Source organism: Enterobacter sp. RIT418, assembly GCF_003057745.1.
GTDB lineage: Bacteria > Pseudomonadota > Gammaproteobacteria > Enterobacterales > Enterobacteriaceae > Enterobacter.
Map to the genome: position 1 here is coordinate 1 of NZ_QBJD02000035.1, position 2,829 is coordinate 2,829.

The following is a 2,829-nucleotide window of genomic DNA, read 5'->3' on the forward strand; positions in this document are numbered from 1 at the left end:
GCCCTGGCAGTCAGAGGCGATGAAGGACGTGCTAATCTGCGAAAAGCGCCGGCGAGGTGATATGAACCCTTGACCCGGCGATGTCCGAATGGGGAAACCCAGTGTGATTCGTCACACTATCGTTAACTGAATACATAGGTTAACGAGGCGAACCGGGGGAACTGAAACATCTAAGTACCCCGAGGAAAAGAAATCAACCGAGATTCCCCCAGTAGCGGCGAGCGAACGGGGAGCAGCCCAGAGTCTGAATCAGCTTGTGTGTTAGTGGAAGCGTCTGGAAAGTCGCACGGTACAGGGTGACAGTCCCGTACACGAAAGCACACAGGCTGTGAACTCGAAGAGTAGGGCGGGACACGTGGTATCCTGTCTGAATATGGGGGGACCATCCTCCAAGGCTAAATACTCCTGACTGACCGATAGTGAACCAGTACCGTGAGGGAAAGGCGAAAAGAACCCCGGCGAGGGGAGTGAAAAAGAACCTGAAACCGTGTACGTACAAGCAGTGGGAGCACCTTCGTGGTGTGACTGCGTACCTTTTGTATAATGGGTCAGCGACTTATATTCTGTAGCAAGGTTAACCGTATAGGGGAGCCGAAGGGAAACCGAGTCTTAACTGGGCGTTAAGTTGCAGGGTATAGACCCGAAACCCGGTGATCTAGCCATGGGCAGGTTGAAGGTTGGGTAACACTAACTGGAGGACCGAACCGACTAATGTTGAAAAATTAGCGGATGACCTGTGGCTGGGGGTGAAAGGCCAATCAAACCGGGAGATAGCTGGTTCTCCCCGAAAGCTATTTAGGTAGCGCCTCGTGAACTCATCTTCGGGGGTAGAGCACTGTTTCGGCTAGGGGGCCATCCCGGCTTACCAACCCGATGCAAACTACGAATACCGAAGAATGTTATCACGGGAGACACACGGCGGGTGCTAACGTCCGTCGTGAAGAGGGAAACAACCCAGACCGCCAGCTAAGGTCCCAAAGTCATGGTTAAGTGGGAAACGATGTGGGAAGGCACAGACAGCCAGGATGTTGGCTTAGAAGCAGCCATCATTTAAAGAAAGCGTAATAGCTCACTGGTCGAGTCGGCCTGCGCGGAAGATGTAACGGGGCTAAACCATGCACCGAAGCTGCGGCAGCGACACTCAGGTGTTGTTGGGTAGGGGAGCGTTCTGTAAGCCGTTGAAGGTGGCCTGTGAGGGTTGCTGGAGGTATCAGAAGTGCGAATGCTGACATAAGTAACGATAAAGCGGGTGAAAAGCCCGCTCGCCGGAAGACCAAGGGTTCCTGTCCAACGTTAATCGGGGCAGGGTGAGTCGACCCCTAAGGCGAGGCCGAAAGGCGTAGTCGATGGGAAACAGGTTAATATTCCTGTACTTGGTGTTACTGCGAAGGGGGGACGGAGAAGGCTATGTCAGCCGGGCGACGGTTGTCCCGGTTTAAGCATGTAGGCGGAGGTTCCAGGTAAATCCGGTACCTTATTAACGCTGAGGTGTGACGACGAGGCACTACGGTGCTGAAGTGATAAATGCCCTGCTTCCAGGAAAAGCCTCTAAGCATCAGGTAACACGAAATCGTACCCCAAACCGACACAGGTGGTCAGGTAGAGAATACCAAGGCGCTTGAGAGAACTCGGGTGAAGGAACTAGGCAAAATGGTGCCGTAACTTCGGGAGAAGGCACGCTGATATGTAGGTGAAGCCCCTGCGGGCGGAGCTGAAATCAGTCGAAGATACCAGCTGGCTGCAACTGTTTATTAAAAACACAGCACTGTGCAAACACGAAAGTGGACGTATACGGTGTGACGCCTGCCCGGTGCCGGAAGGTTAATTGATGGGGTTAGCGGCAACGCGAAGCTCTTGATCGAAGCCCCGGTAAACGGCGGCCGTAACTATAACGGTCCTAAGGTAGCGAAATTCCTTGTCGGGTAAGTTCCGACCTGCACGAATGGCGTAATGATGGCCAGGCTGTCTCCACCCGAGACTCAGTGAAATTGAACTCGCTGTGAAGATGCAGTGTACCCGCGGCAAGACGGAAAGACCCCGTGAACCTTTACTATAGCTTGACACTGAACACTGGTCCTTGATGTGTAGGATAGGTGGGAGGCTTTGAAGCGTGGACGCCAGTCTGCGTGGAGCCGCCCTTGAAATACCACCCTTTAATGGCTGGTGTTCTAACGTAGACCCGTGATCCGGGTTGCGGACAGTGTCTGGTGGGTAGTTTGACTGGGGCGGTCTCCTCCCAAAGAGTAACGGAGGAGCACGAAGGTTAGCTAATCCTGGTCGGACATCAGGAGGTTAGTGCAATGGCATAAGCTAGCTTGACTGCGAGAGTGACGGCTCGAGCAGGTGCGAAAGCAGGTCATAGTGATCCGGTGGTTCTGAATGGAAGGGCCATCGCTCAACGGATAAAAGGTACTCCGGGGATAACAGGCTGATACCGCCCAAGAGTTCATATCGACGGCGGTGTTTGGCACCTCGATGTCGGCTCATCACATCCTGGGGCTGAAGTAGGTCCCAAGGGTATGGCTGTTCGCCATTTAAAGTGGTACGCGAGCTGGGTTTAGAACGTCGTGAGACAGTTCGGTCCCTATCTGCCGTGGGCGCTGGAGAATTGAGGGGGGCTGCTCCTAGTACGAGAGGACCGGAGTGGACGCATCACTGGTGTTCGGGTTGTCATGCCAATGGCACTGCCCGGTAGCTAAATGCGGAAGAGATAAGTGCTGAAAGCATCTAAGCACGAAACTTGCCCCGAGATGAGTTCTCCCTGACCCTTTAAGGGTCCTGAAGGAACGTTGAAGACGACGACGTTGATAGGTCGGGTGTGTAAGCGCA

At 53.9% G+C, this 2,829-nt stretch carries 1 rRNA gene; it reads left to right on the forward strand.

The features are described 5' to 3' along the window. A 23S ribosomal RNA gene (locus DBY73_RS21975) occupies positions 1-2,829 on the forward strand; the annotation flags it as partial.